This window comes from Heliomicrobium gestii (assembly GCF_009877435.1).
GTDB classification, from domain to species: Bacteria; Bacillota; Desulfitobacteriia; order Heliobacteriales; family Heliobacteriaceae; genus Heliomicrobium; species Heliomicrobium gestii.
This window is the reverse complement of the sequence record NZ_WXEX01000018.1, coordinates 1-26,190: the sequence shown is the minus strand read 5'-3', so window position 1 is coordinate 26,190 and position 26,190 is coordinate 1. Positions and strand designations below refer to the sequence as shown.

Annotated in this window: 17 protein-coding genes; 6 read left to right on the top strand and 11 right to left on the bottom strand. The window is 60.0% G+C overall.

Annotation, left to right across the window (positions count from 1 at the left end; all coding sequences use genetic code 11):
• Nucleotides 1–111: 111 nt before the first annotated feature.
• Together GTO89_RS15905 and GTO89_RS17905 are read right to left on the bottom strand one after the other, a co-directional pair.
• Nucleotides 112–1,293, bottom strand: a complete 1,182-nt coding sequence (locus tag GTO89_RS15905) for a MalY/PatB family protein (protein ID WP_235920533.1) — start codon at nt 1,291–1,293, stop codon at nt 112–114.
• Nucleotides 1,294–1,330: 37 nt separating this feature from the next.
• Nucleotides 1,331–3,799, bottom strand: coding sequence for a glycoside hydrolase (locus tag GTO89_RS17905; protein ID WP_161263087.1), 2,469 nt, complete (start codon nt 3,797–3,799; stop codon nt 1,331–1,333).
• A gap of 218 nt (nt 3,800–4,017) precedes the next feature.
• Here GTO89_RS17905 and GTO89_RS15895 point away from each other — a divergent pair, with 218 nt between their 5' ends.
• From GTO89_RS15895 to GTO89_RS15885, 3 genes are read left to right on the top strand one after another with little or no spacing between them, the layout of a single operon-like run.
• Nucleotides 4,018–4,863 carry a response regulator transcription factor gene (locus tag GTO89_RS15895; RefSeq protein WP_161263086.1) on the top strand — a complete coding sequence of 282 codons (846 nt, stop codon included), beginning with the start codon at nt 4,018–4,020 and terminating at the stop codon, nt 4,861–4,863.
• Entirely contained in the window at nt 4,860–6,503 is a 1,644-nt protein-coding gene (locus GTO89_RS15890; protein ID WP_161263085.1) for a sensor histidine kinase, read from the top strand. Before GTO89_RS15895 ends, GTO89_RS15890 begins: the two co-directional genes overlap by 4 nt.
• A gap of 21 nt (nt 6,504–6,524) precedes the next feature.
• Nucleotides 6,525–7,514, top strand: coding sequence for a hypothetical protein (locus tag GTO89_RS15885; RefSeq protein WP_161263084.1), 990 nt, complete (start codon nt 6,525–6,527; stop codon nt 7,512–7,514).
• Between the two features lie 131 nt (nt 7,515–7,645).
• Here the strand turns inward: GTO89_RS15885 and GTO89_RS15880 are convergent, their stop codons facing one another.
• Nucleotides 7,646–7,825 carry an H-type small acid-soluble spore protein gene (locus GTO89_RS15880; protein ID WP_161263083.1) on the bottom strand — a complete coding sequence of 60 codons (180 nt, stop codon included), beginning with the start codon at nt 7,823–7,825 and terminating at the stop codon, nt 7,646–7,648.
• 232 nt (nt 7,826–8,057) lie between these two features.
• Between GTO89_RS15880 and GTO89_RS15875 the strand changes: the two genes are divergently transcribed.
• Nucleotides 8,058–10,460 (top strand): PAS domain-containing hybrid sensor histidine kinase/response regulator, encoded by a 2,403-nt coding sequence (locus GTO89_RS15875; RefSeq protein WP_161263082.1) that lies wholly within the window; start codon nt 8,058–8,060, stop codon nt 10,458–10,460.
• Between the two features lie 77 nt (nt 10,461–10,537).
• Here GTO89_RS15875 and GTO89_RS15870 read toward each other — a convergent pair whose 3' ends face one another.
• A complete protein-coding gene (locus GTO89_RS15870) occupies nt 10,538–12,685 on the bottom strand; it encodes an HD domain-containing phosphohydrolase (RefSeq protein WP_161263081.1) in 2,148 nt (715 codons plus the stop codon).
• Between the two features lie 128 nt (nt 12,686–12,813).
• On the bottom strand, nt 12,814–14,394 hold the full coding sequence (locus GTO89_RS15865) for a glycosyltransferase family protein (protein WP_161263080.1): 1,581 nt from the start codon (nt 14,392–14,394) through the stop codon (nt 12,814–12,816).
• 392 nt (nt 14,395–14,786) lie between these two features.
• Here GTO89_RS15865 and GTO89_RS15860 point away from each other — a divergent pair, with 392 nt between their 5' ends.
• Nucleotides 14,787–15,155, top strand: a complete 369-nt coding sequence (locus tag GTO89_RS15860) for a DsrE family protein (protein ID WP_161263079.1) — start codon at nt 14,787–14,789, stop codon at nt 15,153–15,155.
• A 395-nt stretch (nt 15,156–15,550) separates the two neighbouring features.
• Here GTO89_RS15860 and GTO89_RS15855 read toward each other — a convergent pair whose 3' ends face one another.
• On the bottom strand, nt 15,551–16,498 hold the full coding sequence (locus tag GTO89_RS15855; RefSeq protein ID WP_235920532.1) for a DMT family transporter: 948 nt from the start codon (nt 16,496–16,498) through the stop codon (nt 15,551–15,553).
• A gap of 151 nt (nt 16,499–16,649) precedes the next feature.
• On the opposite strand from GTO89_RS15855, the gene GTO89_RS15850 reads away from it, so the two are divergent.
• A complete protein-coding gene (locus tag GTO89_RS15850; protein ID WP_161263078.1) occupies nt 16,650–17,039 on the top strand; it encodes a VOC family protein in 390 nt (129 codons plus the stop codon).
• Nucleotides 17,040–17,072: 33 nt separating this feature from the next.
• Here the strand turns inward: GTO89_RS15850 and GTO89_RS15845 are convergent, their stop codons facing one another.
• From GTO89_RS15845 to GTO89_RS15825, 5 genes are all read right to left on the bottom strand, one after another.
• Complete coding sequence (locus GTO89_RS15845) at nt 17,073–17,978, bottom strand: damage-control phosphatase ARMT1 family protein (RefSeq protein WP_161263077.1); 906 nt, start codon at nt 17,976–17,978, stop codon at nt 17,073–17,075.
• A 177-nt stretch (nt 17,979–18,155) separates the two neighbouring features.
• A complete protein-coding gene (locus tag GTO89_RS15840) occupies nt 18,156–20,132 on the bottom strand; it encodes a methyl-accepting chemotaxis protein (protein ID WP_161263076.1) in 1,977 nt (658 codons plus the stop codon).
• Between the two features lie 317 nt (nt 20,133–20,449).
• Nucleotides 20,450–21,733: an McrC family protein gene (locus GTO89_RS15835; RefSeq protein WP_161263075.1), complete on the bottom strand. Its 1,284-nt coding sequence runs from the start codon at nt 21,731–21,733 to the stop codon at nt 20,450–20,452.
• A gap of 7 nt (nt 21,734–21,740) precedes the next feature.
• On the bottom strand, nt 21,741–24,383 hold the full coding sequence (locus GTO89_RS15830; protein ID WP_161263074.1) for an AAA family ATPase: 2,643 nt from the start codon (nt 24,381–24,383) through the stop codon (nt 21,741–21,743).
• Nucleotides 24,384–24,588: 205 nt separating this feature from the next.
• On the bottom strand, nt 24,589–25,824 hold the full coding sequence (locus GTO89_RS15825) for an NAD(P)/FAD-dependent oxidoreductase (RefSeq protein ID WP_204758282.1): 1,236 nt from the start codon (nt 25,822–25,824) through the stop codon (nt 24,589–24,591).
• Nucleotides 25,825–26,190: the final 366 nt, after the last annotated feature.

Here is a 26,190-nt window from a genome sequence, read left to right as displayed (position 1 = left end):
TTTGAAATCTCCCCATTTACACCTACCTTGGACGATAAAAACTGCCAAAGAGGCCGCAGGATCGCCTGTCGCCCTCTTTGGCAGTTTTTCGTTCCGTCCCTCGGGCGCCTATCACCGGCGGCGCAAGGCGGCCTCGATCCGCTGCAGCCCCTCGACCAACAGTTCCCGGGGACAGCCGAAGTTGATGCGGGCAAATCCCGCGCCCGGTTGGCCGAAGGTGAGGCCGTCATTCATGCCGACCTTCGCCTCCTCCACGAAAAAGCGCTTCAGTTCCGCCGGCCGCAGGCCCAAACGGCGGCAGTCGAGCCACCCCAGGTAGGTTCCCTCGGGCTTGACGATGTCCAGTTCGCCCATCCGTTCACTCACATAGCGCGTCAGATAGTCGGCATTGCCCTCCAGGTAGGGCAGCAGCGCATCCAACCAGGCGTCGCCATGCCGGTAGGCCGCTTCCGAAGCCGCCACGCCAAAGAGATTCCCCTCGCCCAGGCTGAGCGAGAGCATGACCTGCCGGAACCGCCGCCGCAGCCCTTCGTCGGAGATGATCACAAAGGATGTGTTCAGGCCGGCGATGTTGAAGGTCTTGCTCGGCGCCACACAGGTCACCGTGCGGGCCGCCGCTTCCGCGCCCAAAGCGGCGAAGGGGGTGTGGCGGTGTCCTTGAAAGACGAGATCGCAATGGATCTCATCGGAGAGGATGAGGATATCCCGCTCGCAGCAGAGATCGTTCAGCCGGCGCAGCTCCGCTTCCGTCCAGACGCGACCGACCGGGTTATGGGGGCTGCAGAGCACCAGCATCTTGACGCCCTCATCCAGTTTGGCGGCTAAGTCGTCAAAATCCATCTCGTACCGGCTGTTCACCTGGCGGAGCGGATTCTCCACGATCCGGCGGCCGTTTTCCTTGACACAGCGGAAAAAGGGCGGGTAGACGGGCGATTGGATGACCACGCCGTCGCCAGGCGAGGTGAACGCTTGAATGGCCAGGCAGATCGAGGGCACGACACCCGGTGTCAGGGCGACCCACTCCCGTTCGATGGGCCAGTTGTGGCGGCGTCCAAACCACTCGACGACAGACTGAAAAAAGGATTCGCTGCGGACGTGGTAGCCATAGACGCGGTGGGCCGCCTTCTCTTTCAGGGCCTCGATCACTTCCGGAGGCGACGGGAAATCCATATCCGCCACCCAGAGGGGCAACAGGTCTTCCCGCCCGAAGACATCCCGGAGGGTGTCCCATTTCAGGCTGTTGGTGGACTGCCGGTTGATTCGTTCGTCAAAGGCGCAGGGTCTCATCGTCATTGCGTCATCCCCCTCGTTCATTCATCATCGGCCGGCCTCATTGACCGGCTTCCTGCGTCTCCACCACCCGGTATCCCATGGGCGGCAGTTCCGTCCACCGGTCAATTTGGTAGGGACTACTGCCAAAATTCACGGTCACCGTCACGCCGTTGGCGAAGACCGACTGCTGGACCGACCGGTCCGGCGTCAGGTAACGAAAATCGGTCATTTCAGCGGTCCCGACTTTGGCGGCGACAGCGCTGACCTGTTGATCGCTCTCGACGATGTTCTTTTTCCCCGTTTCCCAGGCTTCCCGGCTGAGGGTGTACAGGGGGGGCGTGCCATAGAGGATGTTGAGCCGATCCCGCTTCAGCCATTGGTCGGGTCGGCTGTTGTTGCCTTCTTCCCGATGCCAATAGGACAGGACGCTGTCATGGTACACCAACTCCCACAAGGGAATCCGGCGTTGTTCGTCGACGGAGTCCTTCGCTACACTCATGGCGCCCTCAAAATAGTGGACCACGGGCGCCGCCGCGTCATGGGCCGATACGCTCCCGGTCACCCGCTTGCACTCGTCAGCGGCCACCTTGAGCAGGTTGATGCGCTGCTGCCGGCTTTGAGAGCGCGTCATCGGATGGCGCGGGCTGTAGTCTTCCTGCCAGGGCAACGATGTGGCCCCGTCGATCAGCCACGCGCCATAGGCGGCTTTCTCCACCGCCGAGGGAATCCGCCAGCGGGCGATGGTCAGCGCCTCTTCGTCATTGACGATGGCGCCGTCGATCCAGCCGCCGCCTTGGCCTTTCGCCTTCCAGCCGCGCACCCAGTTGCCGTCGGCGCCGGTGACGAGTCCGTCGGGCCAGGCCGACTGGGGCCAGCGCGGATCGAGCCCCCCTTCCAGCAGCGACGCCTGTTCGGGATCGATCGCCCGGTGAAACACATCATACCGTCCGGCCAGATACCCCAAGGCCTGGATATCCTCTACCGTTTCCGGCTTCAGGGGGACCTGCCCGCCGCTGTCGTCATGGTTCCACAAGACCTTGTCCATCCGGGCGTCCTTCATGTCCCGGGCAACGTCCCGATCGCCCTTTCCCGTATACCAGACGCTCGCTGCGCCGATCAGCTTGCCCGCCATGGGATTGAGCCGGATTTTTTCCTCCAGCGAGACCCACCGGCCCGCTTCCCGGACCTGATCGCGGTAACGCTTGGCCATGGCCACAAAACCGCCCTTGTCGAAGAGGACATAGCGGAGGCGGCGGCTATACCCGAGCCGTCCCTTTTGCGGATCCCACTGCGGTGACACCGCCAGCATCCCGTCGATCCGTTCGATCTGGGCGGCGCTGTCGTCGGGCGTCTCCAACAGGGTCATCAAGCCCCGATCTCCATCGGTGATCCCCCAAAAGGGCATCGTCAGCCCTTCCCCGCTGTAGGCGGGAAGCCGCATGGCGGGAAGGGACGGTTCATCGACAGGATAGAGGACGCCTTCGCCGCGCGGGAGCACCAACTGGGTCCCCGGCGCGCTGACAAAGGGGTGGGGAAAGCTCACCGGCGACGCCATCGTCCCGTCTCCCGACAGGGTAACCGTAAATTCCGGGCGATCGCCGACCAGGCGGATCGTCGCCAGCGTGTCTTGCCCGGTCACCCGGTCACGCAAAGCCAGCAGGATCGAGTTGCCCCGTTGAACATCCAGCAGGATAAAGTCGGAACGCAGCGGTCGCTGCCGCCAGGTCTGGCCGGTCCGCTTGTCGGCGACGCTCAGGGTGATGTCGCCGGTATGTACAGAAACAGCAATGGCCGCATTTTCCAGGCGGGCCTCCGCCGGCATGGCGGGATTGCGCCGCGGGGCCATGACCGGAACGAGGCAGAGATCATCGAGCCAGGTCACGCCGCCGCCCTCGCCCGCCAGTTGCGCCTGAACGAAGGCCACACCCGGTGGAATCACCACAGGGGCGACGACGGGCGTCCATGCCTTCTCTCCCTCGATCACCGGCGCCTCAACCTTCCAAGCCACGGCATTTCCCTGGGCGTCACAGCCCGTTGCCGTCAACGTTGTCGATCCGCTTCCCTGGCGCCGGATCCACCCTCTCAGTTCAAGCCGATCGCCCGTCGCGACGGGGATCTGCTTGAGCGACGCAAAGCGCCACCCGCCTTCGCCGCCCGGGGCGATGCGGACGGAATGACCACCGGCGGCGTCGCTGGTTCCGCCATAGCCACCGTTTGGAGCGCTCCCCCAGGAGGCATATCCGCTGCCCGCCCCGTCGCCGCCTCCGCTGGTGTAGGATCCGTATTCCAGGCTTACGCTCCCGTCGCCATCGCCTGCTTTCGATTGCAGCGTCCAGTCGCCAACCCCTTGTTCAAAGCCCTCGACGATGAAGGGGACGGCTCCCGCCCCGTCGGGCCCGAGAGGCGCCCCGCTTTCCCCTGCGCCCGTTCGCTGATCGGCAGCGAACACCGGCAGGAGCGTGCCCGTGAGGAAGCTGGCAACCACAAACAGAGAGACCAGGGCCGTCGTCAGACCCCTTTGTTTCACACGCATCCACCTCCGTCGTCCCTGAAGGGGCGCCTGTCACAGAAAAGGCGCCCCTTGATTTAAGCCTGAATTAAGATTCGTCTTATTTTCACGAAAGGCCGTTCCCTTATACTGTTCTTAGCGATACCGCTGATTCCCTCCCCGCAGTGGCCATCTCCCTGCGAAAAGGCCCTTCAAGGGGCCATTACCCGCCAACAGATAGAAAGGAGACATGGCAATTGGAACCGACACCGCCCGGAAGCCGTGACGCCAACGGGCCGCCCCTGCGCATCCTTCTGGCCGACGACGACCCGGAACTTCGCGAACTCGTCGCCGGCTACCTGGAGCACGACGGCTACGCCGTGCTGCTCGCCGCCCATGGCGAGGAAGCGCTGCGACTGGCCCGCGCCGAACGGCCCGACCTGGTCATCCTCGATGTGATGATGCCCAAACTCAACGGCCTGGATGTCTGCCGGATGCTGCGCGACGAATTGGAATGCCCCCTCTTCATCCTGTCGGCCCGCGGCGACGAACCGGACCGTATCCTGGGCCTCAACCTGGGCGCTATCGATTACGTGGCCAAGCCCTTCAGCCCCCGCGAACTGGTGGCGCGCGTCAACGCCCACCTGCGCCGCCGCAGCCGTCAAGCGCCCGTCGAATCGCCCATCGTCATCGGCCCCCTCTGCCTCGACCCCATCTGCGCCGAGGCGAAACTCAACGACGTCACCCTGGACCTGCGCGCCAAGGAGTGGGAACTCTTGCGACTCTTCGCCGCCGCGCCAGGCCGCGTCTACACAAAACAGCAGGTCTATGAACAGGTATGGCATGAGCCCTACTACGGCAATGACAACACCATCATGGTGCACATCCGCAGCCTGCGTCGCAAGCTCGACGAAGCCCTGCCCGGCGCCGGCGAGTGGCTGGAAAATATCCGCGGCCTCGGCTACCGCCTAAAGACACCGGCGCCGCCTTGTTCCAGTCCGCCGCCGCCCCCTGCCGTAGTTCCGGCCTCGGCCACAGACTCGACAGCAACCCCGCCGTCCGCCCCGGCGCCTCGCTCGCTCCCGAAGGGAGAACGGCCATGAAGATCCGCACCCAGGCCTTCTTCTTCTTCCTTTTAATTTCCGGTGTCGCCGCCGCCTCCACCCTTTTGGGGATGCTGATCCTCTACCAGGAACTGCTGCGTCCCGACGACAACAACTTCGAACATCGTCAGGTGGCGGCCCAGATCGAGCGTTGGCGGGAACGCTACCACGCCGAACCGGTGGGATCCATCGATCCCCTCCATCTCCCGCTTCAGGAAACGCCAACGCCACCGACCCCGGCTTCCGATACCAACAGAACCGGTCGCGCGACCAACATCAGTCGCGATCGCCTGATTGAGACGCTCGCCTTCGACCGTGACTTTCACATCCCTTCCGCCTCGGTGCAACTCCTCGACAGCAACGGCGTGGCGCTGACGACAAGGACCACCTGGAACCGGAGCAACAACCCCGCCATCGCCGCCAACGATCACTTTCCCGACCGTTACACGATGGCCCAGATCATGGAGGCCACCCGCACGCCCCTGCAGGTGCGGATCGACCGGTTCGAGGCCCTGTTCGAACCGGAACAGGCATCGCTCGCTGCCGCCAACGGAAAGACGGCCTATGAAGCCGCCCCTCTGAGCGTCGGGGGCGAAACCTACTACCTGCTCCTTCGCTACGAACCGGATTCGGCCTCCGATGCCCGGCGTCACACCCCCGAGGAGCGCACGGTGCTGCTCGCCGGCGTGCCCCTCACGGCTGGCGCCGGCATCCTCGCCGTCAACCTGGTCGCCGCCCTGGCCTTCTCCTGGCTCCTGCGGGCGCCCCTGAAAAAACTGGCCGGCGGTCTCGAAAACATGCGCCGCGGCGACACGAGCTACCGCATTCAATCGTGGCGCAAAGATGAGTTCGGCGACCTCTTCGTCGTCTTCAACCAGTTGAACACCGCCCTCGGCGCCCTCAAACAGCGGGAACAGGAGATCGCCGGAAAGCAGCGCGACCTCTTCGCCGGCCTCTCCCATGACCTGCGCACCCCGCTGGCTTCCATCGAAGGCTATGCCGAGGCGCTCAGCGACATCGCCTACCGGGAGCCGGAACAAGCCCGCAAGTACGGCGGCATCATCCACGCCAAAGCCCTGATCATGGGGCGCATCGTCGATGACCTCTTCCTGACAGCCAAACTGGTGCATCCCGACTTTGCCCTGCAACCGCGCTCAGCCGACCTGGCGGAACTCACCCGTCGCTGGACCGCTGACATCCTGCCAGACATCGAACTGGCCGGGCAGCACCTCGACGCCGACATCCCGGAGATCGCCCTCTGGGCCAGCGTCGACGTCTCCCATCTGGAACGGGCGATCAAAAACGTCCTGAAAAACGCCATCGAACATAACGGCCCCGGCATCGGCGTCTATGTCACCTTGGCCGCCCAGGGCAACACAGCGCTCCTGCGCATCGCCGACACGGGCATGGGCGTGCCGGCCCATCTGCGCGAGCGCCTCTTTGAACGCTTCGCCCGCGCCGACACGGCCCGCAACAGCAAAAACGGCAGCACCGGTCTGGGCCTGGCCATCAGCCGCGAGATCATCGCCGCCCATGGCGGCAGCATCCTCCTCGAACCGGCGCCGCCTGAAGGCGGGGCCGCCTTCCTGATTCGACTGCCCCTTGCCGCGCCGCCCCTGCCGGTGTTCCCCACCGCATAACGCAAAAAAAGAGGTGACCCGATGTTCTCCGCCGATAACGACACCATCGACACTCCCAAGCGCCCCGCCTGCACCCTCTGCGGGTTCCATAACGGGCCGCTGCTGCCGGTGCAGCAGGGCTGGATCTGTCCCCAATGCGCCGCCGAAGCCGGCCAGCCCCGAACCGCGTCGCCCTTTGGGGGAACCACTCCCAGCGCCCTGGGGAGCGCCGCTCCCCCCGGCGGCGGAATGGGCGGCGGAGGCGCCACAGCCACTGGGGACTGCGCCCTTCCCGGCGCTGCCATCCCTCCCGGCGGCCCGCTCCCTTCCGGCAGCCCACCGCCGTCCAGCGCCCCGACGCCGCCCAACGCCGCCTTTTACCCTGGCGGCAATCCCGGCCATCCCTTCCCACCGGGCTCTTACCACTACCCGCCCTTTGCCCCGCTGCCTCAGAAACGGACTACCTTGCAACGGCTGGGCTTTTCCCTGATTTCGCTGATGCCTGGGGTCGGCCAGATGTACCTCGGCCTGATGCGCCGTGGCGTGCAACTGCTTGCCCTCTTCTGGGGCTTGTGGGCGCTGACCGATTGGAATATCTTCCCCGATTCCTTCAACTTCCTCTTGCCGGTCATCGTCGGTTACGGCTTTTTTGACGCCTATCACTTGATGCAAAAGCGCCAGGCCGGCCTCGCCGTCACCGACAGCGACGTCATCATCTTTACCTGGCTTGTCGACACCTGGCAACGCCGCCCGGGCCGGATGGGCGTCATCTTGCTCGCCCTGTCGACGCTGATCATCCTGGACACGCCCCTGCCCCACAACGGTTTTCTCCGCTACTATGAGCAGTACTACTCTTACCTGAAGAGCATCGTCTTCGGCGGCATTTTCGGCATCGGCGGGCTCGCCCTGCTGCTGCGTCACCGCTCGCGAGATGAATCGTCCTCGCCGGCGGAACCTGCCGTCGCCCCCCTGGCGCAGCCAGCGGCGCCCGCGCCGGAACCCGCCTCAGGGGAACCATCACGCCCGCTGTAACGGACGCAGCCGCCGCGCCTACTGCGGGCCCCCTCTGTAAACCAAGACGAAAACACAACATGACGCCCCTTTCCTCCGGGCCACCCTGGAGGAAAGGGGCGTCTTACTATGCTGTGCCGCGAGGAGAAGCCCTAGTGGCGCTCCTGCAAATCGGCAATGGGCACCTCGATCTGGTTTCCCGGTCCCAATAGCTTCACCTGAGCCAACCCATTTTGGGGATCCACCTTCTCGATCCACACGGAGTTGTGTTGGTAGAGCACCTCCACCGTCGATGGCGAATTCAGTATCTCTTCGGCTCGTTTCGCTTGCATGCGACCACTCCTCTTGCTACGCTATCAAAAATAGCATTGCAGACAGAAGAAAAAACATACGCGCCAAAATGTGGAGTTCGGTGACAAGGGCGTCCTGCGCCGTCGGCGGTTCTCGTCTTGGCTCTACTGTGTTATCATGAATGTTGGAAAAACTTACTTTTTCGTTCTCTTTCTGTATGCTGATCATGTCTACGGGGCAGGTCGCTACTCACCCGGGCATGGAGGGTTGACCATGGAAGATCCCATCGACAAGCAAACCGATCTTAGACACCGCCTCCGCGAATCGGAAGCAGCCCGTGAACAGTTGTGGAATACCTTCATTCAGTTGGACCACGTCTTTTGGTCCTTCGATCTGATCGAGAACCGCCTGCTGCAGGTCACGCCAAACAGTGACCGGATCCTCGGCCAGCCGGCGCAGGCCTTTTTTGAACACCCTGATCGGTGGAAGGCGTTCATCCATCCCGAAGATCAGGCGCTTTTTGCATCCATGTTCGACCATTGCCGAAAAGGCCTCCCCTTCGATCAGATGTGCCGTCTCTCTTTGCCCGGCGGGGAATCCCGCTGGCTCCGCATCCAAGGCGCGCCTGTCGAGCAGCAGGGGCAGATCATCCGCGTCGATGGCCTGATCACAGACATTACGCGGGAAAAGTCGATGGAAAAACGACTCCGCGAGAGCGAACTGAACCTGCGGCAACTGGCCGAGAACCTGCGCCAGGTCGTCTGGCTGCGAACGCCCCAAAAGATGATCTACATCAGCCCGGCCTATGAGACCATCTGGGGTCGCAGCCGCGACTACCTCCTGGTCAACCCAAACGCCTTTATCGATTCGATCCACCCGGAAGACCGGCCCCGCATCCTTCAAGTGCTTTCCAGTTCCTTCCGTCAAACCGGCTTTTTTGATGAGGAATACCGGATCCTACGGCCCGACGGCTCGATTCGCTGGATCTGGGCGCGCAGCTTCCCTGTCTTTGACGAACAGGGCCGGATCGCCCGGACTGCCGGGATCGCCGAAGACATGACCGAACGCCGGCAAGCCATGGTCGCCCTGGAGGAGGCCACAGAAATCGCCGTCCGCGCCAACCGAGCCAAGAGCGAGTTTCTTGCCGTCATGAGCCATGAGATCCGCACGCCCATGAACAGCATCCTGGGATTGACAGAATTGCTGCTGGACACAGTACTGGACGAGACACAGCGCGACTATACCGCCACCCTTCGCTCTTCGACGGAGATCCTGCTGTCCATCCTGAACGACATCCTTGACATCTCCAAAATCGAAGCGGGCCGGATGAACCTGGAGATTCTCGACTTCAACCTGGCCGATTCGATCGACGAACTGGTGAAGATGCTTGCCCCACGGGCGAAGGAAAAGGGGCTTTCCTTCGCCGTCACCCTCGACCCGCGGCTGCGCCGCCTGGTCCGGGGCGATCCGTTGCGCCTGCAACAGGTGCTCTTTAACCTGATCGGCAACGCCATCAAATTCACCGATCAGGGGTCGGTGCGCGTCGAAGCGACCGTGGCGAGCGAAACCGATTCCTCTCTGACCATTTACTTTTCCGTCTGTGACAGCGGCATTGGCATCGACCCGGACACCTTGTCAACGCTCTTCACCCCCTTTTCCCAGGCCGATCTGTCGACCACCCGCCGCTTTGGCGGAACCGGGTTGGGATTGAGCATCTCCAAGCGCCTCGTCGAAATGATGGGCGGCCACATCGGCGTCGAGAGCGCCCTTGGCCAAGGCTCCACCTTCTGGTTTTCCCTCCCCCTGAAACCGTCCGTTAGACCGACAGATTTGGCGCGCCCCGTTCCTTGCGCCGCTCTCCTCTCCCCCGCGGCGCCGCAAGTCGCACCGGCTCGACAGGCACCCCTTCCCAATCTTCCAATCCTCCTTGCAGAGGATAACGAGACCAACCAAAAGCTGATACGACTGCTGCTCGGCAGGTTGGGGCTCACTGCCGTCGATATCGTTTCCGATGGCCGGCAGGCGGTCGAGGCCGCCCTGTCCCGTGAGTACCGCCTCATCCTGATGGATTTTCGGATGCCTGCCATGGATGGCCTGGAGGCCACCCGCGAGATCCGTCGCCGGGAACGGGAGCAGTGCCGGCGAACCACGCCGATCATCGCCTTGACCGCCAATGCCCTCGGCGACGACCGGGAGAAGTGCCTAGCGGCAGGGATGAATGATTACCTCACCAAACCGATTCATCTCGAACGATTTCACCGGCTGTTGGAACGCTACCTGACGGAACCGCCGGCCGAAAGCGCCCATCGGGAGGTCTTCGACAAGTTCCGGCAACTCAGCACAGAACTTGACCCCGACGATCTGCAAACCCTTTACCATACCTTCTTGCAAGATACACCCGCCCGTCTAGAGGCGCTGAAGGCCGCCCATGACCAAGGGGATCTCCAGGAACTCCGCTTCCTCGCCCACTACATCAAGTCGGGGAGCGGCAATCTGGGCGCCTGCCGCCTCATGGGCATCTGCGCCGAACTGGAACAACTCGCAAAAAAAGAGCGCCTCGATGGCGCCCTTCAAGCAAAAGCCGGGTGTTGGATCCAGCAGGCTGACGCAGAGTTCGCCTCCCTGCGGGAGGCCATAGGGAAATTCCTCCCCGGCGGCATTGGCGGTCATCAATAAGGGAGACCCGCCACCGGGACGGTTGGCGCGCTCCACCCGTCGAAGCGCTGAACTACAGATCCTACCCAGCCCGTCGTTTACGCCGTAGCGGCTTTTTCCCCGTTCTCGCCGACAATAGCGATAAACCGCTCCACCAACTGGGGGTCAAACTGGACGCCGCTGCAACGTCTCAACTCGGCAAAGGCCGCTTCCTCGCTCAAGGCTTTCCGGTAGGTCCGGTCGTTCGTCATGGCGTCAAAGGCATCGGTGATGGCCAGGATGCGCGCTTCCATGGGGATCTCCTCTCCCTGTAATCCCAGCGGATACCCCTTGCCGTTCCACCACTCATGGTGTTTGAGGATCAGATCGGCCACCGGCAGCAGCCCCGGAACCACCTGGGCGATGCGGTGGCCGATTTCTGCGTGGCGCTCCATTTCCTTGCGTTCTTCCGGCGTCAGCGGCCCCGGCTTGAACAGGATCTGGTCGGGGATGCCCACTTTGCCGATATCGTGAAACTGAGCCAGCAGGCACAGATCGTTAAACCGCTCCTCAGGCAGCCCCACAGCCTTCCCCAACCGGATCACCAACTCCTGCAACCGCTGCGAATGGCCCTCGGTGATGTAGTCCCGCGCCTCCAGCATCTTCATCAACGCCTGCACCAGAGCGTTGCGGTTGCTCTGGCTGCTGGACAACTTGTGCCGGTACATGGTGTCATCGGCATCGCGCATCAACGCCCGGATCGTTTCCTCATCGCCTGGGGGACGGCGGCTGTATTTCCAGCCCACCGACAGGCTCAGCCGGAAACCCATGATTTCCGGTTTTACCATTTCCAGCGATTCCCTGATCCGCTGGCACGCGCGCTGCATCTGGCCTTCATCGACGTTGCGCAACAGCACGACAAATTCATCGCCGCCCATGCGGGCCACGATCCCCTTTTCCTGAAAGACCCCTTGCAAGATCTGCGCCGTCTGAATCAGGAGCGTGTCGCCGACAGAATGGCCCAGTGTATCGTTCACGAGTTTCAGCCCGTCCACATCGCAGCAGATGATGCCGATGCCGCCGGCCTTCTCCTCCACGACCTGCCCCAACTCCGCTTCAAAGAAGGCCCGGTTGTAGGTGCCGGTCAATGCGTCGTGGAGGCTGAAAAACCGGAGCGCTTCTTCCGCCTTTTCCCGCTCTTCCAGTTCCCTCCGAACCGTCTGAAAGAGGCGCAGCGTTCGCCCGTTGGACTCCTCGATCCGCTCGAGCATGGCGTTCATCGTCGCGGCGATCTTCGACAATTCATCATTGCCCGGCAGATGCAGCCGGATGGAGAGATCCTCCCCCGCACTGACGGCATTCATAAAGTCATCGATCCGCTGCAAGCGGGGCAGCAGGACGCCACGCAAAATCAGCAGCGTCATGGCGACGAAAAAGAGGCCAAAGGCGATAACCGACACGAGAAAGGCGCCCATCTGCTGCTGCCCCTGCATGGTGATCAACCGCGGAACCGCGCTGACCAGATAATACCCCTGTCTTCCATACAAATCAGCGAGGGGCGCATAGCCCAACACCGTATCCTTGTCGACGATCTCCTGAAAAAACGGCCCGCCCGGAGGCGGCTCTTTGGCCGGATCGGCGAGAAAGCGCACATCGGCCTGCGTCCGCTTCGACAGGGCACGCAAAAAGGCGTCATCGGCCGTGCGGGCAAAGATCAGCACACCCGGGCTGGGCCCCGCCTTTTTGCTCGTCAGGATGGGATGGGCGGCCACCAGTGTCGGCGTCGTTCCCACCATGACAAAGCTTTCGACGCGCTCTTTTCCTCCTTGGACCAACGCCTCCAGGCTGCTGATCCGCCGGACATGCTCGTCCCACCCCGGAGCCAGGGGAACCTCGCGCTTTTTCTCCAGATCCAGGGCTTTGGCAAAGAGGATCCGGCCGTCCCAATCGGCGATGATCACAGCATCGACACCCAGGTTGGCCATGGCCGCGTCACTTAAATTCTTTTCTGCATAGGTCGGATCGGCCGGTTTGCGGGCAAAGTCAAAGGTGTCATCCCAAGGCCCCCAGTCTTCGACTTGGGAACCGATGCGATCCAACTCGCTTTCCCAGGCAGCGAGGCTGCGGGCAGCGTTTTCCGTCACCTCATCCCGCTCCAGTTTCAGGTAATTGCCTCCCCATACCTGCTGTCCCAGCAAAAAGATCACAAGGGCAAACGTAAGAATCAAAGAAATGTGCAACAACGCAATCTTGCGACCAATGCCCACAACGTCGCCCCCACTCGCCCCGTTTTTTCGCTCATCTCGCTTTATCTATCGGAACCCTAACGCCATCTCGATGATTGCCATCCCCTCGGTCAACCTTCCGCTCAAAGTGGTGTGACCCGCCCCGTCAATCATCGGTAATAATCGGAGCGCTCCATGGCGGCGATCACCCCGCCCAACGCTCCCGCCGTATCGGTCAACTCGCCGGCGCGAAGGCGCGCCGCCGCACGCTCGGCGTCCCGAAAGGACGCATCCGCCTGCCAGCGCGCCATAAAGGTCTCGATGGCGGCGAAACCGTCCATATGGTAGCGCGGTCCGGCCACATAGGCCACATCGCCGCGCGGTTGGGTAAAGACGGGGTTTCCCATGTACAGCGCCTCCAGCGCCGATGTGCCGCCGCCGGTCCGCGGCGGGTTCAGATAGGCGTCACAGACTTCATTAAAGGCCAGGATGTCGTCCTGATAACCGGCGAAACAGCTCTGTCCGGCAAAAGACGGGTAGGCGGCGCGGTATTTCTCATACCGTTCAAAATGTCCGGCAAAGGCGATGAACGCCTCCGGATTGCCTTCCAGGAACCGGTCCAGTTCCTGCGCGTACGCCGGCTGCACCTCCTCGTCAAGCCGTCCGCCCACGATGGCCAGCACAAAGGCCTTCTCATCGATCCCCAAATCGGCCCGGCTCAGCTTTTTGCGCTGCGGTCGGATGTAAAAGGTGAAGTCGCAGGAAATGATGCGCTCGGCAGCGATCCCCAACTGGGTCGCCTTCTCCTCGTCCTCCTTCACCAGGTCGCCCCAGGGAAGGAAAAACTGCCCCTCTGACACCGCCAGGCCGCTGACACAGCCCAGCGTCGCCACCGGCGCGATGCGGCTGCAGAGATCGGCCGTGATGTTGTTGCCGCCGATGGAGAGAATGAAAGCCGGCCGGATCTCCTTGATAAAGGCGAGGATCTTCATCATCTCCTCGACATTCGGCATCTCATCCTTGCACTGATAGAACGGGAACGCTTGACCCTGAAAACGGGTCAGGTCGATCCGGGACAGGTTGCCTTTGAAGGTGGCCAGAAAAGGAAGGAAAAAGGGCAGGGGCAAGGACCGGGGCATCTCGGCCGCATTGATGAGGACCACCTTTTTCCCCAGTTTGGACTGCAGGGCGTGGGCGCGATCGAGCGCCGTCATCGTCGGCCCATGCTGTAAACCCAGGTACTGATTGGTGATCACGACCACCCGCTCGCTGTCGCGCTCCGCCGCCGGAATCCACTGGGGAGGCTCTGGCAACAACTTGGCGTGGGCATGGACGAGCGCCCGGTGGAGACGCCAGAAACGGAGATCGTTTTCCAGGGTTCGATACCGCCGGTCGAGAAAGCCCCTCCGCACGATCTGCCAGTATAAAAACAGTCGTTCCCGCAGCGGGCGCGCCGGCTCTTCGGCGGCCCGGAAAATCTCCCACAAGAAGCGTTCCTCACCGGTCACCTCCAGCAAAAAGGAGGTGAGGTAGAGCCGCAGGATCGCCCCTTCGCCCCGGTTCCCCAGGTCGTGAAGGCGCAAGCCCTTTTCCAGCGTTTCACCCCATCGCCGCCGTTCCAACCCATCCATGGGCGCCATCTTTTCCTGCATCGTCGAAAAAAGGGTATAGAGACCGGCCACCTTATCCCCCAGGAGAACCCGGCTATCGCCGAGCAGGCGCCGCGCTTCATTCAGTTCATAAAAGTTCATGGCCTGTCCTCCACTCGTTTCCACCACTTTGATGTATCTACATAGTAGCGTATTTTGAAGATTCTCGCGCCGTTAAAGTTTGGGAAGGCGTATATTTTCATCCATCATCTCTGTGGAATCATACGCAGACAAACCTAACCGGTATGCACACACATCAAGAAGCAGGGAATAAGAAGGCAGCCCTACGCCAGCAGCGATTCGGGCTGTCTTCTTTTTCCCATCGCGCCCTTTACCCCTTTTGGAAAAATGCACGCCTTTTTCCGATTTATTGGCTTACGACTCTTGCTTCAGCCAGCATCCCGCAGTATAATAAAACCGCATAGATACCCCATCCCCGTATGGGTAATCCATTCCGATTCATTTGTCAAAATACTGACTGGAGGCGTGCGTTGATGAGTGAGTTTCCCGCTTTTTTGGTCACCCTGTCTTTTGACAAGTCTGATGAGAACCGTGTGACCGTCGCCTTTACCTTTGCCGTGGAGGCCTTGAAAAAGGGACACACAACCGGCCTGGTGCTGCTGATCGAAGGCGTTCGCGTCGCCGAGCCCGGCCATGTCGACGGCATCGACATCGGCGCGCCCTTCCGTCCCGTGAAGGAACTGCTCGACGAGTTTCTCCGACTGGGCGGCAAGCTCTATATCTGCGCCGCCTGCCTGCACCACAACCACATGGAAAACGTCTTGCCGGAAGCGATCGTCATCAAAGGCTCTGATATGGTCGACTTCTATATGAACGCAAAGAGTGTGGCCCAGTTCAACTGACTCCCTCCGCGCTTCCGCTGCGCTCCTGCCCCCGCTCTCATCACCAGCGCATTGATCATGCTTGGATTTCCCATCAACCGCCTCAGCTTCACATCCACCCTACTCCGCCCCCTGATGCTGATTGTAGGCACAACCAGCATCAGGGGGCGGAGCTTTTTATGCCCGCAAGATGCCCAACACACATGTGTTCGACCGGTAGATGTGGAACGATGGGTTGGCTGTGACACTTTTGCTTCAGAAAAGCGGCAAAGCCCCGTCACTCCTGGATGGAGGAACGGGGCTTCTTTCTTTTTACGTATGCCTTTTTCCCGTACATGCTTGTGCTGCGCTCCATTGGTGGAATGCCGCTCCTGTTTGACGTTGTAGTTTTCCCGTACTATCGTCACCGGTGATGATCAGGATTTTTCCGCGACGCCTTCTTGCATCGTTAGCCCTGTTTCCCTCACCGGTTCCGCAGGAACGGCCCCGCGCGACTTTTCCCAGTTCACCAAGAAGATCGAGAGGATCACCATGGCGCCGCCGGCGATCTGAACGGGCAGGACGCTCTCATCGAGGAACAGGCACCCACACAGGACGCCCACGACAGGCACCACGTTCAGGTAGAGCGTCGTGATCGTCACGTCGAGCCGTTGCAGGGCGTACATGTAGAGAAAATAGCAGAGGGCCGAGCAACAGACGGCGAGAAAGACGATGTGGCCGAAGGCCGTCAGCGAGAAGAGACTCCACTGATCCCGCTCCACCAAGGAGAGGGGCGCCAGCAGCAGCGTTCCCAGCAGGGTCTGGTAGGTCGTCAGGGCCAGTCCCGAATAGCGGGCGAGAGACTTGCTCATCAGGGTGTAGATGGCCCAACAAACCATCGCCCCCAAGACGAGGAGGTTGCCCACAAAGGTGTCGGAACTCAGCGCCATCTGGCCGTTGGCGGTGACCGAGAGGTAGGTGCCGACCAATGAGGCGGCGATGGCCACCCATTGCAAGGCGGACACCTTCGTCTTATAGATGACGATGTCGAGCATGATCGAAAGAACCGGCACGATCGATGTGATCAACGACGCATTGGCCGCCGTCGTCAGCTTGACACCGCTGTTTTCAAAATAAAAGTAAAGGGTGACGCCAAGCGCCCCGGCCAGCAACATGCGCCAGCGGTCGCCTTTTTCCAGTTTCGCCGCCGGTTCCGAGAGCCGCAAGGCGCCCCAAAGGACCGCAGAAGCGATGATAAACCGGAGCAGCGCCAAGGTGACCGGCGGCACCTCGGTGACGGCGATCTTAATGCTGATAAAGGAGATCCCCCAGAAGAGGACTGTGACGAGCATCGCGAGATTGGCCCAGAGATTGGCCCCGAACATGGTGCAAAACTTCCTTCCGTTGATTTCACTTCTTATCAGCATACCGCAGGTACAGGCGGGAGCGCTAGAAAAAATACAAAGATTCGTCGAAAACAGGACAAACTACCGGCGTTCCCTGAAAAATGCCCTTTGCGCACATGGGAGGAACGCTATGATTACAGGATTGGCGTATGTCTGCATCCCCGTAAAAAATTACGACGAAGGGATCCTCTGGTACCGGGAGAGGCTCGGCCTCACCTTGCACAGCGATCAATCCTTTGGCCCTGGCTACCGCTGGGTGACAATGGGCGCTCCCAAAAATCCGGAGACACAGATCGTCCTCTACGAGATCACAGCGGGCGAAAAGGATCCCCGTCTGACCCAAGCCGGCCGGATCGCCGGCTGGGTCTTCCACAGCGATGACTGCCGCAAAGACATTGAGCACCTTCGCAGCCAAGGGGTGACGATCACGCTCGAACCGGAAGACCTCCCCTGGGGGACGCAGGCCGGTTTCGACGATCTCTACGGGAACTCCTTTTTGCTGGTTCAGCCCAAAGCGTGACGCCCCCTTGGGCGCGCCGGATTGACGGCGCGCCTATTTCTCTGCCCGCCGCCGGTTTTTTTCATCGAGATAGTTGCCCTTGACGATGAAAATGTCGTGCAGTTTCGTCTCCATCAGCCGGCACATGAGGTCGCATTTGACCATGAAGATGAAGAAGGCCTTGCGCTCCGCCGCAGACGCCGTCTCCAGGTTGCCCATCCCTTTTAAGATGACCACATCGCTTTCCCGGTACAGGCGCTGAAACTCGCTCGTGCACTGGGACAACACCACGCCCGGCAAGCGGGAGCCGCTGCTGATCACGCGGGCATAGGCCGGGATGCCCACCTCTTCCGCCTCTTTGCGCGTCACATCGTTCAAAATGGGCACATCCCGCACGGCAAAGGTGATGGCCAGCCGGGGATACTGGCGCCGCAAGGTCTCCAACACCAGTTTGTCGAGAACCACTTCCCCGCAGTTGTCGCCCACATAGAGCAGTGTCTCGGCCGCCGCCAACTCCTGCCGGAGCGCCTCCACAGCGGGAAAATCACGCTCCGTCCCGGCGGCGTCGAGGATCAGTTGTCGCGCATAGCTTTTATCAACTGAGGCGGCGGTGCCGAAGTCGATGATGTTGGCCGCCGCGCTCAGGCAGAGGGCCGTTTTTAATGGGTCTTCGCTATCGGTGATCAATCGGCGAAACTCCGCCTCCAGATCCGCCATCTCCCGGTTAAAGAATTCCTTTTCCGCCGCGTAGAGGTCCTCCACGCCGGCGGCCACTTTGATCTTGTCAAAAAAGGACGCCGTGAGGATGGGCGCGTTGGCGTCTGCATGAAGATGGGCCGAAAAGCCGCTCATCGACGCAGCGATGACGCGGTAGCGCTCCTGCTCATCGGGAATAAAGCGCCGCGCCGCCTCTGTCAGCTGCTTGACCGTGCAGGTGATGCATTCCAGGTAGAGTGTCATCGCTCATGTCCCTCTCTCGGTGCTGTCGTATCGATCGCGCCGTCGTTTTCTCGCTGCGCCTTAACATAATTCCCCGGAAAACGAGTTGCCCCTGCATGAGCGCAAAAAAGAGGCGCCTCTCGGCCCCTCTCTCTGGGATATCGTAATTTTCACTGCTCACCCATCTCTATGTGAGCCTTAGATCCGAAAATGCGCGATCGACTCCTTCAACTCTTCCGCCGTCGTGCTGTTCTCGGCGGCGCCGGCGGCGATCGTTTCCATCGCTGCCGTGGTCTCTTCGGTCGATGCCGCGATCTGCTGGGCGCTGCGGGCCGTATTTTCAACAACCGAGGCCATCCCGTGAATCAGTCCGACGATCTTCTCAGAACTGGCCACTTCATCATTGGTCACCTTGGCGATCTCCAATACCTTTCCCACCGTCTCATCGACATTGGTCAGGATGTTTTCCAGAGAACGGCGCGCCTGATCGGCCACCTGAACCCCCTTGTCCACCTCATCGCGGCTCTGACTCGTCGCCGCCATGGCCTCTTTCGTGCTCTCGGCCACCTTTTTCACGAGGGCGGCCACTTCCTCAGCCCCCCGGTTCGATTCCTCGGCGAGCTTGCGCACCTCGTCGGCGACAACGGCAAACCCCAGGCCGGCTTCGCCCGCCCGGGCCGCCTCGATGGCGGCGTTCAAGGCCAGCAGGTTGGTCTGGCTGGCGATGCTGGTGATGGTGTCGGTGATCATCTCAATCTGGCGGGAGTAGTGGCTGAGGGTTTCCATCGACTGTTCCGCCTCAACGGTGCGCTGCCGGATGTTGTTCATGCGCTGCACCGCCTGGCTCACCGTCTCCTGACCCTCCTGCGCCGCCTGTTGGGTCACATGGGAAGAACGCGCCGCTTCCTCGCTGTTGCACTTGGCGATTTGAATCAGGGAAGAAAGCTCCACCAAGACCTGGGAAACCTCTTCCACCGCCTCATTGCCTCGCTCCGCGTCGTTGGCCAGCTTGTCCACGTTCTGGGCCACATCGGTGGCCGTCGCAGAGACTTCTTGGCTCGACGCGGCCATCTCCTCCGAAGACATGGCCAGCCGTTCCGCCGTTCCCATGACCTGACCGATCAAGGCGCGCAACTGCCCCGTCATCCGCGTGAAGGAGGCCGCTAAGTCGCCCATTTCATCTTGTGAATCCACTTCGATCGTCGCCGTCAAGTCACCGTCAGCGACGGCCTTGGCGCCCTCCATGACCTTCGTGATGGGCCGGACGAGGGCAGCCGCCAGGTAAAAAGCGAAACCCAATGCGAGGGCAATCGCAACGGCGGCGATAAGGATGCCCGTAGTCAACTGTTTTTTCGCCGCTGCCAACGCTTCTGTCTCCGGCACCTGGGTCACAACGGCCCAGCCCGTCTCGGTGACCACATCGTATCCCGACAGTTTGCGAACACCTTCAAAGTCGTAACTGATCGAGCCCGTCTCGCCATGGAGCGCTTTTTGCACCGGCGGCAATGCGCTCAAATCCGTCTGCTGCCGGATCAACTCGGCGTTGGGGTGGGCCAGCAGCCGGCCGCTGTTGTCTGTCACAAAGGCATACCCGCTCTGGCCCACCTTCACATCGTCGACGATGGTCGCCAGTTTTTCCAGGTTCAACACCCCTAAGAGACCGCCGGCAAATCGACCCTGGCTGTCTTTCAGGGGGACGCCCACGATGACCGACGGTTTCCCTGTGCCCTTCGAGAGCAAGACATCACTGATCACCAAGGGGAGGCCTTTTTGAAGATCCTGAAAATATTTGCGATCAGCGATATTCTGCAGTTGCCCCTCTGTCCGCACCGTCTGCTGCCCATCGGCTCGGACGACAATGAGGCCAGCCATGTCGTCAAACTGGCTGCCTGCCGCTTGCATGGCCGGCAACTGGCGCGCCGGATCCATCGACGCGATCTCCGGCGTTTGGCTCATGATCTTCAGGACAGTGACTCGGGATGCGAACGTATTTTCGAGGTTGGCCGCCAGATTGCTGGCAAAAGCCTGATTGCTGTCATAGGCGTTTTTCGTCAGTTCTTGTTGACTCATCGATGTGGTGATCGCGGTGACGGTTAGCAGGGGCATGATTCCGATGAGGGCGAAGGAGAGCACCAGTTTGCTCCGCAGGCGCAGCTTGGTGAACCAGGATGCCATGGGCGATCATCCTTTCATAACGAAAACTCATCACTTATTCCCGTTGGTTGCAGGATTCTTACAGTGACTGAACGTGCGGTTGGCCGCCGCGTGAACAACCTGTCTGACAAAGAATGTAATCGCATTCTTATCGTTTGCACCATTTGTTGTAATTTAGACAAGTGCGATGCGAAATCCTTCTTCTTTGTGAAAGGTCGCTCTATTTCCGCTTTTCCCAATGATGCACCCCTTTAACGCCCTCCCTGCGCACTGGATGATAAAAAGAAAACCGGGGACGTTGCCCGGTCTCGTCATGCTCGATCCATACAATGCTCTCGTCAACCGGCGCCGATCAATCGCAAGGCCTGCCGCGCCAGTTCCTCCCTCTCGCCTACTCTCACCAGACGGAGCAGTTCCTCGATGGGCACATCCCGCACCCACAGGCGGCCGAAGTGTTCCCTTCCCGGCAGCAGATCGATGGCCTCATCATTCCGCGCCGGCTGGTTGGCGTAGCGAGGATAGAGGATGATGGAGGTGTGGCCCTGTCCTGGGACAGACTGAAAACGCTGGGCATAGAAGGCCAATTGAAAGATATCGGCCGTGTCGACCGGTTTTTGCCCGTAGTTTTTATATTTCGTGTCCAGCACCAGCACTGTGCCTGATGTTGCTTCCGTCACCAAGAGGTCGGGGATCACCTGCCGGTACGTTTTCCCGCCCGATAGGATGGCATCACGCACCTTCGTCTGCGCGCTGACCCGGAATCGGCCTGGCAGATAACGTCGCAACACCTCCCGGACAAAGTCCTCGAAGAGTTCATTCATATTCAGCAGCAGCGAGTAAAAGGATCGATCGTGATAGCGAAAGAGGTTCTCCGTCGCCACCTGCCGGAATAAGTACCCGGCCAACCGGTGGGCCTGCTGGTAATGACGGTTCAACCGGTGATAGTGAAACAGGGGCCACTGCGCCTCCCGATAAGGCTGGCAGAGGATCTCCCATTCCGCCCGAAAGCGGTTGAGCCGTTGCCCTGTCGCCGGGGCCAGGCGGTACCGGCTCGCCGCCTCCAGGGCCGTCAGGAGCACCTGGTTTTCCGGGATGTCGGTCACCAGTTCGTCATAGCGGCAATAGATCCGATCAGGCGACGCTGGGTTCTTTTGCAGGTTGACGACAAAATCGGGACGCCCCCGCAACAGGCGGAGGTTATCCTCTTCTGTCACATACTCTTTGACGACGCCCCGCTTCAACAGATCGTTCAACGCATCGAGATAGAGCCGAGTGAAGAGTTCCATCAGATCGCTTTTTCCATGGGCGCTCTGGCTCTCCCATCTCCGGTGGAAAGGAATCCCTTCAATGAACGCGATCATCTCGAGCAACGCGGCGAAGCCCCGGTGGAACTTCGGTTCGATGACGATGCGGATGCGCTCCAGTTCAATAGCGCCCACCCAACAGGTCGCCTCCAGGTGCAGGCCTGTCCGCAGTTCCCGGACGACAAAACGCCGTTCTTGCCCCTTTCTGTCTTCAATGACCGCAAGACCCTGGAGGTACTCGCGCTCCGCCTCACTCAGCCGGTAGCCGTCGATGTGCAGGGAGCCGTACTCCGGCACGGCATGAATGTCTTTACTCATTTGCCATCTACCGGCTCTGGAAGCGCTTCACGAGCGCCGAGATGAAGATGTCATCGCTTTCCTGAAAAATCTCACTGTTGATGGTCATGTTGTTGATATCCACAAAGTCCGCGCCGACGATCTCGGACAATTTTGCGTAATCGTCAAAACAGTACTCCTGTACCAGCGGGATGATCTCCAACTCATAGATCCCTTTCAGTTCTTCGATGGTCCGGATGGGCTCTCCCTTTTGCATCAGGTAGGCATGGCCGATCTGCTTGTCCCTGCCGCCGAATTCGACGAGACAGCGGTTGATCTCTTCCAGGATGGTCTTCAGGCGGAGCCCCAGGCCGTCGATCTCATAGTCCAGCAGGTCAAGGTCGGGCATGCACTCGATAAACGCAAACCGGCGCTTGAGGGCGGCGTCCATCATCTTGATGCTCCGGTCCGACGTGTTCATCGTGCCGATGATGTAGAGGCTCGCCGGGATGGAAAACCGCTCCTTGCTCTGAGGCAGGATGACCTCCACGCCGCGTTTGTCCTTTTCAAGCAACGTGATCAGTTCGCCGAAGATCTTGGGCACATTGCCCCGGTTGATCTCGTCGATGATCAGGTAGTGGGGCATCGGCTCATGTTCCTCCGCCTGGTGGCAAAAGCGCACAAAGATCCCTTTCTCCAAGCAAAAGGCCACCTGCCCGTTTTCCGTGGGCGCCGGCTTGAAGCCCTCGATGAAGTCCTCGTAATTGAAAGAGGGGTGGAAGGTGCAAAGTTCTGAATGGATGCGCTTTGACGTGACCCCCTCAAGCAGACGCGCCGCTTCCCTGTCGTCATTGTCGGCGAGGTAGTTCTTCACCCAGGCGGCAAAGTCGGCCGTCGCCTCAAAGAGGGTGCCACGATTGCCCATCTTCCCGGCTTGCGTCTGTTGATATTCGGGGATGGTCTTGACAATATCGTAGGGGATCGGGTTGGCAAAGGCCCGGGCACCTTTGATCGGCAAAACATCCCTGGCCTCATCAAGATAACCGGCCACTTCGGCGATGCCCACAAAACCGGTTGCTTCCCCCGCTCCCTTGCCACTCTGGTAGCAGAGCACCTTGTCACCGGGCCTCGCCCGCCGATAGTTGCGCTGCACCGCGCGAACGTTGAACTCCTGGGCACTGCCGTTGTTCAGGATGTCCTGCCAACGGAACTCGAAGCGCGGCGACGTCACCATGATCCAGACGTTCGCCGTCATGGCATCGGCCTGCGTCAGCAGCTTGTCTTTTATGTACTTCCAGCGGATGAACTTGCGCGCCAGGAAGGTCTTGCCTGTGCCCGGTGGTCCGTAGAGGATGCACTGGCCTTTTCGCTCCAGCGATTTTTCCAGTCGGACAAAAAAGCGCTCCTCCTCGGCGGTGAAGGTCTCTGCCACAGGCCATTGCAACGGGATTTTCCCTTCCGGCGGCGCCTGGAACGGGAACGGTTCGGGCGCCGGCATTGGCGGTTTGTCGCTTCCTTTTCCCTGCTGTGCTGTACCGTCTCCACCGGCAATCCATTCAACATAGTTTTTGTGGGTGACTTCCTTCATTGTCGTCATGCCCCAATAGGACTGCTTGGCGATGGGGAGGGGCGGATCAAAAGACTTCTCCCAGTCGACATAGACCACATGCTGGAAGGTCGACAAGTCTTCGCGAAAGGCGTAGCCTTTTTCGTTGACCCTGCCCACGCCGACGATTTGGCTCATGCCTTTGTTGGCGATGACGTAATCGCCAGGCTTCAGGTTATAGAAACTCCATAACTCATTCGCCTTGCGGGTGTTGGCGCTCACATTATCATGAAAATCGTGTTTCAAGAAGGCGCTTTTGAACTCATCATAGTCGGGGTACTGCCGCAGATCACCCATCTCGTTCCAGCCGATCGAGATGTATCCGCCGGCCAAACACTCGGGCCACAAAGCGGCGCCTTCACCGGGCGCGATTTTATAGTATTTCTCTTCATGGGTGAACTGGCTGTACAAAAAATCTTTGATCGCCACAGCGATGGCGGCAGCGCCGGCGTGCGCCCAGATTTGGGAGGCTCCTTCGTCGCCGAATCCCTCCCGGGCGAAACCGTGAAAGACTTCTTTCAGGCGAAGGTTGCAAGAGATGTTGTCCCGTCCCTGCCACTCGGAAGGCGGCACATCGAGCTCCTCAAGGAACTGGTGAAGATGTTCCAATTTATAAACCGGGAGAAACTTGTCGGGGTGATAGAGGAAAAGAACCTTCCCCTTCAGCATGTCCTTGCCATTCAGGGGGGAGTCGTCGTCGACGCCTTCGGCGTCGTTACCGTCATGCTCTTCAATCAGGCGGATCAGATCGGCGCGCAGGCGTTTCCATGCGTCTTCAGGGGAGCGAAAGGGCTCAGGGTATTTCCACGCCGCTTCCTTGGCGCTGTAAAAGATGACATGCTTGATGGCGGTGCCGCCGCGGATGCTACCGAGGGGGAGTGTGTTGTATTCCAGCCACCAGGAGAAGGAGCCCGTCTTGGATTTGCCCAAGGCATACCGCTCCAAGGACAATTCTGGAAGCAACGGGCGAGGAAACTCTCGGAGAAAGTCCTCGTGGAGTCGGCCAGCGAGACAAAGCTTTTCCTCGCCGTATTGGACGAGGTAAGCTTCGAAACGGGATTTTATCGATATCTCTCGATCAGTCATGGGCTACACCACCTCTATAACTCGCTGATCCTTACTTCCACAGGTTGACGGAGTTATCCTCTATAGAGGCCTTTGAGGCATTCCAGCATTTGAAGAAGTATAGAAAAGACGCCCCTCAACGTACTACCACGGTTGATAAGGGCGCCTTTTGCATTATAATGCCATCATTCGTCAAGCCCATTTAAACGAGTTTTCCCCAAAGGCTCTATTGGCGTTCCACTTCGCCGCCGCCCAGCTTGCTCTTTTGCAGCGCCAGACGAATGCCGCCGAGCATGAACAGATACCGGCTGTCCACGATCTCTTTGAACAGGATCGCCAGCTTGCCGCGCAGCGATAAGCCCATCACAAGACCAACGCCATCGCGAGCGCCCAAAGAGGCAATCGCCCCTTTCAGCTTCGGCGCAAAGGGTTCAAGCTTCTTGCCGCCCCTGACCAGGATTTGCAGGTTACGGGCGCAGGTGATGGCCTGAAGAACCGCAATCTGCGCCGTCGGCGGAAAGGGTCGCTCCGCTCCGGGGCTGGTGTAAGACGCACAGTCACCAATGACAAAGACCCGGTCTTGACCGCTCATGCGAAGATCAGGGGTCACCGGAATCCGGCCTCGCACTGCCTCAAAGGTGGCGCCGCAGGCGAGGCGGTTCCCCTGCACCCCACCAGTCCAAATGACGGTCGCCGGTTCAATCCGCTTACCTCCATCTTTCCCTTCAAGCGACACCCCTCGTTCGTCAACTGAACAGATGCGTGTATTAAAATAGAAGGCAACGCCCCTCGCTTCGAGAGATCGCCGCGCATAGGCCGCTAAAGATGGCTGAAAGCCAGGCAGTAAACCAGGGCCTGCCTCGACACAGATCACCCGGACACGTTCGCGGGTCACACGGTACTTGGCGCACCAATGAGGAACCTGATCGACCAACTCACCGATGAACTCGATGCCGGTAAACCCGGCGCCGCCGATGACGATCGTAAGCGGATCGCCCGTCGAAGCCGCAGTCGCTAACTCGGCAACGCGCGTCTCGAGGTGATTGCGGATCTGCTTGGCCGCGTTCAGACTGCGAATGGCCAAGGCATGTTCTGCAATGCCTGGAATGCCGAACGTGGCCGGTTCAAAGCCGAGAGCCACCACCAAGTAATCGTATTGGATGGGCTCGTTGTGACAGAGGAACACTTGACGCTCTTTTTCTCGAATCTCCACCACGGTATCTTTGATAAACCGGACGCGCCGGCTATCGATGACGTTTTGGATGGGGAGACATATGCGTCGCTCTTCCCCGGTTCCCGCGGCGATCTCGTGCAGCAATGTCGTCTGGTAGTGGTAGTCGTGTTTGTTGACCAGCGTAATGTCCGCTTCTCCCTGCCCCAGCATGTTTTGCAGTCGGACGGCTGTCATCAGCCCGCCATAACCTGCTCCAAGAATCAAAATGCTCGGCTTCTTCATCGGCATCGTCAGCCACCCCACTTCCAAAATAAAAAGACATCAGAAGTCCTGTACCTCTGACATCTTCTTCCAACATCACATCTGCTTCATTATCGGGCCAAGGTTCCATTTACTTACAAATATCATTTTATTACTTTTTTTCTCTTTCGTCAATAAAATGGCTCAGAAAAGCATCAATACTGCTGTCTGACCACCTTTTCAATCGGTTTTATAAAAATTATAAAAATGATCAGCAACGCACACGCAAAAAATAAAAAAGCACTGCCAACCTGGCAATGCTTTTTCTCGCTCCATCAAAACTGAACAGAGGGGGATTCGTAAAGCAGCAAGATAAAGGTCAAGTCCTCGACCAATTCGTACCCGTCGACTGAG